Source organism: Caldovatus aquaticus (genome assembly GCF_019458025.1).
In the GTDB taxonomy this organism is placed as follows: domain Bacteria; phylum Pseudomonadota; class Alphaproteobacteria; order Acetobacterales; family Acetobacteraceae; genus Caldovatus; species Caldovatus aquaticus.
On record NZ_JAHZUY010000101.1, the window covers coordinates 1 to 7,164 of the forward strand.

The window sequence follows — 7,164 nt, forward strand, 5'->3', positions numbered from 1 at the left end:
CGGGCGCAGGCGCGGCGGCGGGCGCAGGCGCGGCGGGCGGCGGCGGCGCGGCCGCCGGCGCGGCGCGCGCGAGCGCCGCCTCGATGTCCGCCTTCACGATCCGCCCGCCCGGCCCGCTGCCCGCGATCCGCGACAGGTCGAGCCCGGCCTGCTGCGCCATCCGCCGCGCGAGCGGCGAGGCGACGATGCGCTGCTCCCGGTCGTGGCCGTTCCCCCGGGCGGCCGCCGGCGCCGCCGCCGCGGGCGCGGCCGGCGCGGGGCCGGGAGCGGCAGAGGGTGCGGCGGGCGCCGCCGGCGCCGGGGCGGGCTCGCTCGCGGTGGCGCCGCCCTCCACCGGGCCGCTCGGCACCGCCTCGCCCTCCTCGACCAGCACCGCGATCGGCTGGTTCACCTTCACGCCCTGGGTGCCGTCGGGGACGAGGATCTTGCCGAGGATCCCCTCGTCCGCCGCCTCGACCTCCATGGTCGCCTTGTCGGTCTCGATCTCGGCGATCACGTCGCCGGGCTTCACGCGATCGCCTTCCTTCTTCAGCCAGCGCGCCAGGTTGCCCTCGGTCATGGTCGGGCTCAGCGCCGGCATCAGGATGTTGGTCGCCATTCCGTCCCGCTCCCCTCCGCCCGGCGCCTAGGCCCTGTAGGTGACGCGCTTCGCCGCCTCGACCACCTCCGCCGCGTTCGGCAGCGCGAGCTTCTCGAGGTTGGCGGCGTAGGGCATCGGGACGTCGCGGCCGGCGATGCGCACCGGCGGCGCGTCGAGCCAGTCGAAGGCGTGCTCGATCACCTGCATCGCCACCTCCGCGCCGATGCCGGCGAACGGCCAGCCCTCCTCGACGGTGACGAGCCGGTTGGTCTTGCGCACGCTGCGCACCACGGTCGCGATGTCGAGCGGGCGCAGCGTGCGCAGGTTGATCACCTCCGCCTCGATCCCCGCGCGCGCCAGCTCCTCCGCCGCCTGCATGGCAAGGCCGACGGCGATCGAGTGCGCGACCAGCGTCACGTCCCTGCCCTCGCGCTCCACCTTCGCCTTGCCGATCGGCAGGACGAAGTCCTCGGCGATCGGGCACTCGAAGGTCTGGCCGTAGAGGATCTCGTGCTCGAGGAAGACCACCGGGTTCGGGTCGCGGATCGCCGCCCTGAGCAGCCCCTTCGCGTCCGCCGAGGACCAGGGCGCCACCACCTTCAGCCCCGGGCAGTGCGCGTACCAGCTCGAGAAGTCCTGGCTGTGCTGCGCCGCGACCCGCGCCGCCGCGCCGTTGGGCCCCCGGAAGACGATCGGGCAGCGCACCTGGCCGCCGCTCATGTAGTGCGTCTTGGCGGCGCTGTTGATGATCTGGTCGATCGCCTGCATGGAGAAGTTGAAGGTCATAAACTCGACGATCGGCCGGAGACCCGCGAAGGCCGCGCCGACCGCGAGGCCGGTGAAGCCGTGCTCGCTGATCGGCGTGTCGATCACGCGCCGCGGGCCGAACTCGTCGAGCAGCCCCTGGCTCACCTTGTAGGCGCCCTGGTACTGCGCGACCTCCTCGCCCATCAGGAACACGCGGTCGTCGGCGCGCATCTCGGCGGCCATGGCGTCGCGCAGCGCCTCGCGCACGGTGAGGGGGCGGGTCGGCCCCCAGTCCTTCTCGGGCGCGGCGGCGCGCTCCTCCGGCGCGCGGGGCGCGGCGGCGCGCGCGGCGGGCGCAGCGGGCGCGGGGCGGGCCTCGGCCGGCGCCGCCGGTGTGGCCGGTGCCGCCGGCGCCCGGTCGGCGGCGGGCGCCGCCGATCCGCCCCCGCCGCCACCGCCGCCGTTCAGCTCGGCGATCGGCGCGTTGACCGCCACGCCCTCCGTGCCCTCGGGCACCAGGATGCGGGTGAGAACCCCCTCGTCCACCGCCTCGACCTCCATGGTCGCCTTGTCGGTCTCGATCTCGGCGATCACGTCGCCGGGCTTGACCGTGTCGCCCTCCTTCTTCAGCCAGCGCGCGAGCTTGCCCTCGGTCATGGTGGGCGAGAGCGCGGGCATCAGGATCTGGGTCCCGGCCATGGCCTAGCGGCCCTCCTCCTCGACCAGCACGTCGGTCCACAGCTCGCTCTCCGGCGGCTCCGGCGAGGCCTGGGCGAAGTCCGCCGCGTCCTGGACGATCGCCTTCACCTCGTCGTCCACCTTCTTCAGCGCCGCCTCGTCCAGCCCCATCTCGAGCAGCCGCTTGCGCGCCGTCTCGATGCAGTCGCGCTGCTCGCGCATCCTCTGCACCTCCTCGCGCGTGCGGTACTTGGCCGGGTCGGACATCGAGTGGCCGCGGTAGCGGTAGGTCTTCATCTCCAGGAGGTAGGGCCCGTTGCCGGCGCGGCAGTAGGCCACCGCGCGCTCGCCCGCCTCCTTCACGGCGATGACGTCCATGCCGTCCACCTGCTCGCCGGGAATCCCCCAGGGCGCGCCGTTCTTCGACAGGTCCTTCGAGGCGGAGGCGCGCTCGACGCTGGTGCCCATGCCGTACTTGTTGTTCTCGATGATGTAGACGACCGGCAGCTTGAACAGCGCGGCGAGGTTGAAGCTCTCGTACACCTGGCCCTGGTTGGAGGCGCCCTCGCCGAAATAGGTCAGGCAGACATGGTCGTTGCCCCGGTACCAGTTGGCGAAGGCGAGGCCGGTGCCGAGCGAGACCTGCGCCCCGACGATGCCGTGCCCGCCGTAGAACCCCTTCTCGATGCTGAACATGTGCATCGAGCCGCCCTTGCCCTTGGAATAACCCCCGATGCGCCCGGTGAGCTCCGCCATCACCCCGCGCGGGTCCATGCCGCAGGCGAGCATGTGGCCGTGGTCGCGGTAGCTGGTGATCACCTGGTCGCCGGGCTTGATGCACATCTGCATGCCCACCACCACGGCCTCCTGGCCGATGTAGAGGTGACAGAAGCCGCCGATCAGGCCCATGCCGTAGAGCTGGCCCGCCTTCTCCTCGAAGCGGCGGATCAGCAGCATGTCGCGATAGGCGCGGAGGAGCTCCTCGCGCGTGATCGCGGGCTCCTTCCCCCTGGCGGTGCGGCGCCTGGCGGCGGTGGCGGTGGCGGTCTCGGCCCCCTGGACCATTCCGGCGTCTCCTCGTTGAGCGGCAAGCTTCGAAGATGGGGTCGCAGTGTCCGCACTTACGATCGCGCCGCCGCCCACGCAAGCGAAGCCCGAACGAAAAATCGTTCTTTTGCAATGCAATAAGTCACTTAACCTCTTTTTGGTTAAGTGCGCTGGGTCACCCGCCGGCCGGATTCGACCGCCGCCAGCCCGTCCGGTCACCGCCAACGCCCGCGAGCCCATCCCTCCCGCCCGCCCCACAAGGGGATGGTGTTCCGATGCCGCGCGAACACCCGTCCGCATCGCGACCCGCCCCTTCCCCGAGGGGCTCGCGAACGGCTGGCAACGGCCGCGAGAGCGAACGCGCCCGCCGGGCGACGACTCGGAGTGGCGTCCGCGGGCACGGCGGAGCGCAAACGGCTCCGGGCCCGGCAGCGCGGGCGACCGCTCTTCGCGCCTCCGCCCGCCGGCCCGGGATCGGACCGCCGCCTCCGGCGCGATGCCGTGCAAGCCGCGGCTCCCTCGGCCGCCGCGAAGCGGCTCCCCCCTGCCGCCGCCGCCCATGGGTGGAGCGGGCCCCGACCCGTTCGCCGCGCCGCTGGTCTCGCCCGGCCTCGCCGCCAGACGCCCCGGGTCCCCAGGCCCGAGCCGCGCCGGCCGGGCGTCGCGCTACGAGAAGCATGCCCCCGCCCGCCGGCCAAGCGACGCCGCGTTGCGGCCTGAGGGCGGGAGGCCGATCGCTCGCCGCCCCCGCCGCACCTGCGCACACCGCCCGCCCGGCCGCGGGCAGCGCCACCCGAGGCCGTTCCGTCCGGCCATGCGCGCGGAAACGGTTCCGGCCCACAGCTTGTCGCGCGGCCTCACGCCCCCGGCCGTTTCCCGCCGCCCGCTCCGGCGGTGGGCAACCGGTTAGAACAGGCGCTGTCCCGGCCCGTAGGGGACCACCAGCTCGTTCCGCGCCACCAGGTTCAGCAGGACCCGCGCGCGCTCCTCGAGCTGGTCGCGATCCAGCGCCTCTCCCCGGAGACCCGCGACGCGCCGTTCCATCGCCTCGCGCTCGGCCTCCGCCCGGGCGAGCTCGGCCCGGGCGGCGGCGATCTCCTGCAGGCGCTGCTCGCGCGCGAGGTAGCCCCGCTCTCCATGGATGGAATGCCAGACGAAGTAGGCGCAGACAGCGCTGAACAGCACGGGCAGCGCGGCCTCGCGCAGGCGCCGCTTCACCCCGCGCCCCAGCGCGGCGAACCGATCCGACATCCGCGTAAGACCCCCCTCTTGCGCGAGTCGCCATTCAAACCATACGCGGAACGGACCCACCAGGCGAGCGCCAATTCGCCCGCGTCCCGCGCGGCCGTCAGCCGCGCCGCAGCGCCCCCCGTCCCGCGTAGCGCGCCGCGGCGCCGAGCTCCTGCTCGATGCGGATGAGCTGGTTGTACTTCGCCAGCCGGTCGGAGCGGCTGAGCGAGCCGGTCTTGATCTGCCCGCAATTGGTCGCGACCGCGAGGTCGGCGATGGTCGCGTCCTCGGTCTCGCCGCTGCGGTGGCTCATCACCGCGCGGTAGCCCGCCCGGTGCGCGGTCTCGACCGCCTCCAGCGTCTCGGTCAGGGTGCCGATCTGGTTGACCTTCACCAGGATGGCGTTCGCCACCCCCCGCCCGATGCCGAGGCGCAGCCGCTCGGGGTTGGTCACGAACAGGTCGTCGCCGACGAGCTGGACCTTGCCGCCCAGCCGGTCCGTCAGCAGCTTCCACCCCTCCCAGTCGTCCTCGGCGCAGCCGTCCTCGATGGAGACGATCGGCCAGCGGTCGCAGAGCGCGGCCAGGTAGTCCACCATGCCGCCGGCGTCGAGCGTCCGGCCCTCGCCCTCCAGCACGTACTTGCCGTCCCGGAAGAACTCGGTCGCGGCGCAGTCGAGGGCGAACACCACCTCCTCGCCCGGGCGGTGGCCCGCCGCCTCGCAGGCCCTGGCGATAAAGCCGAGCGCCTCGTCGGCGCTCCGGAGGTCCGGCGCGAAGCCGCCCTCGTCGCCCACATTCGTGCTGTGGCCCGCCTCCTGCAGCGCCTTCCTCAGCGCCGCGAACACCTCGGCGCCGATCCGCACCGCGTCCGCCATGGTGCCGGCGGCGACCGGCATGATCATGAACTCCTGGATGTCGATCGGATTGTCCGCGTGCTTGCCGCCGTTGACGATGTTCATCATCGGCACCGGCAGGGTGCGCGCGAACGCCCCGCCGACGTGGCGGTAGAGCGGGATGCCGAGATGCGCCGCCGCCGCCCTGGCCACGGCGAGGCTCACCGCGAGGATCGCGTTGGCGCCGAGGCGCGCCTTGTTCGGCGTGCCGTCCAGCTCGATCATCGCCTCGTCGATGGCGATCTGCGCGGTGGCGTCCATGCCGCCGATCGCGTCGAAGATCTCGCCCTCGACGGCCGCCACCGCCTTGCGCACGCCCTTGCCGCCGTAGCGCGCGGGGTCGCCGTCGCGCAGCTCCACCGCCTCGTGCGCCCCGGTCGAGGCGCCCGAGGGCACGGCGGCGCGGCCGCTGGCGCCGGAATCCAGCACCACCTCCGCCTCGACGGTCGGGTTGCCGCGCGAATCGAGGATCTCGCGCGCGATGATGTCGGCGATGGCGGCGGATGCGGTCATGGATCCCTCCGGCGAGCCCAGGGCGCGCCCCTCCCGGTCCGCCGGGAGGGGCGCGGCGTGCCGGCCGCCGATAGGCCGCCGCCGCGCCCGCGGCAAGATGCGCGCATCCCCGCGCGCCGCCCGAGGCCCCCTCAGTAGGCGGCGCGCGCGAGTTCCCGCTCCGCCGCTTCCAGCCGGTCCACCGCCGCGGAGAACGCCGCGACGCGCTGCGCGGCGGCCGCCGGGTCGCCCTCCGCCAGCGCGGCGTGCGCCGCGGGCAGGGCCGCCAGCACGCGCACCGCCTCGGCCAGCACCTCGTCCGCCGGCTGCTCCTCCTCGGCGCGCATCACGCCGTGGAACAGGGCATAGCGCCCCAGCACGCCGGCCGCGGGATCGCGCCGCGCCGCGGCCAGCAGCGCGTCCCGCCCGCGCCGCGCCTCCGCCTGCTCGGCGGCGAGCACCGCGCGCAGGCCGCTGCGCTCGTCCGCCCCGATCACCGCGCGCAGCAGGCTGGCGAGGGCCTCCACCGCCGCCTGGCGCTCGGTGATGAAGGCGCTGAACTCGGTGCCGGCCGCGGGCGCCGAGGCGAGGGTGGCGATCGCGGCGAGACCGGCCTCGCGCGCGGCCGGCGTCAGGTCGGAGCGGCGCAGCAGCGCCTCGTAGCGGGCGAGGCCCTCCTCGGCCTGGCGCCGCAGCACGGCCGGCTGCGGCGGCGGCGGGCCGGGCGGCACCGGTCCCGTGAGGGCGGCGAGGCGCCGGCCATGCTCGGCCAGCGCCTCGAAGGCCGGCTCCAGGACCGCGCCCGCGGCCTCGGCGGCGCTGTCGCCGGCAACCACGCCGGCACCGCGGCGCGGCGCGGGCAGGCGGCCGCCGGTCGCGTAGGCGATCGCCGCCGCCTCGCGCCGGTTCATCCGGGAGAACTGGTCGATCCCGAGGACGGCGCGCTCGATCGCCGCATCGGCCTCGGCGAGATCCGACGCCAGTTGGACCGCTGCCGCGGACACGGCGTCGGTCCTCGGCGGCGGCGCGACGCAGGCGGCGAGGGCGCCAGCGAGCGCGAGCAGCGGAACCGCAGCGGACCGGCGAGGCGTTTGCCTGCGGGACATGTCGAGGCCTCCTGCAACCCGTCGGGTGGCAGGCTAGGCGGGCTTGCGCGCCGCGCAAAGCGGCGCCGGCGCCGCAGGCCGTCACGGCTGGGCCAGCCCCGCAGGCCGCCGCGCGGGCCGGACGGGGCGGCGCCGGCCGGCGGGCACCGCCCCGGGAGGGCCCGGCGCGGATCGGCCGCCCGCCCGGGGCGCCCGCCCCGGCGGCACTCGCCCCTGTTGCGGAGCCGCCCCGCCGGCTCCCTCCGGCCGTCCGCGCTCCGCTCTAGGTCCTGGACTCAAACCGTGTCCACAGCCGGATGGCGGCGAGGGCGACGGTGGAGAGGTAGTTGCGTGCGAGCTTGTCGAAGCGTGTGGCGATGCGGCGGAAATGCTTGAGGCGATTGAAGCAT

At 74.8% G+C, this 7,164-nt stretch carries 6 protein-coding genes; all 6 read right to left on the reverse strand.

Going from position 1 to position 7,164, the window contains the following annotated elements:
* Positions 1-598: biotin/lipoyl-containing protein (locus K1J50_RS18255; RefSeq protein ID WP_220119186.1), on the reverse strand; the 598-nt coding region annotated here is incomplete at its 3' end.
* 27 nt (positions 599-625) lie between these two features.
* The gene (locus K1J50_RS18260; protein WP_220119187.1) at positions 626-2,026 is read right to left on the reverse strand and encodes a pyruvate dehydrogenase complex E1 component subunit beta; all 1,401 of its coding nucleotides are present in this window, start codon (positions 2,024-2,026) and stop codon (positions 626-628) included.
* Positions 2,027-2,029: 3 nt separating this feature from the next.
* Entirely contained in the window at positions 2,030-2,998 is a 969-nt protein-coding gene (gene pdhA, locus K1J50_RS18265; protein ID WP_369413650.1) for a pyruvate dehydrogenase (acetyl-transferring) E1 component subunit alpha, read from the reverse strand.
* 960 nt (positions 2,999-3,958) lie between these two features.
* Positions 3,959-4,303, reverse strand: coding sequence for a septum formation initiator family protein (locus K1J50_RS18270; protein WP_220119189.1), 345 nt, complete (start codon positions 4,301-4,303; stop codon positions 3,959-3,961).
* 97 nt (positions 4,304-4,400) lie between these two features.
* A complete protein-coding gene (gene eno / locus K1J50_RS18275) occupies positions 4,401-5,690 on the reverse strand; it encodes a phosphopyruvate hydratase (RefSeq protein WP_220119190.1) in 1,290 nt (429 codons plus the stop codon).
* A gap of 131 nt (positions 5,691-5,821) precedes the next feature.
* On the reverse strand, positions 5,822-6,673 hold the full coding sequence (locus K1J50_RS18280; protein WP_220119191.1) for a hypothetical protein: 852 nt from the start codon (positions 6,671-6,673) through the stop codon (positions 5,822-5,824).
* Positions 6,674-7,164: the final 491 nt, after the last annotated feature.

What these genes read in the sequence shown, in the direction of transcription:
- eno (WP_220119190.1), bottom strand. Translation starts at nt 5,690, where the DNA reads ATGACCGCATCCGCCGCCATCGCCGACATCATCGCGCGCGAGATCCTC.
- K1J50_RS18260 (WP_220119187.1), bottom strand. Translation starts at nt 2,026, where the DNA reads ATGGCCGGGACCCAGATCCTGATGCCCGCGCTCTCGCCCACCATGACC.
- K1J50_RS18270 (WP_220119189.1), bottom strand. Translation starts at nt 4,303, where the DNA reads ATGTCGGATCGGTTCGCCGCGCTGGGGCGCGGGGTGAAGCGGCGCCTG.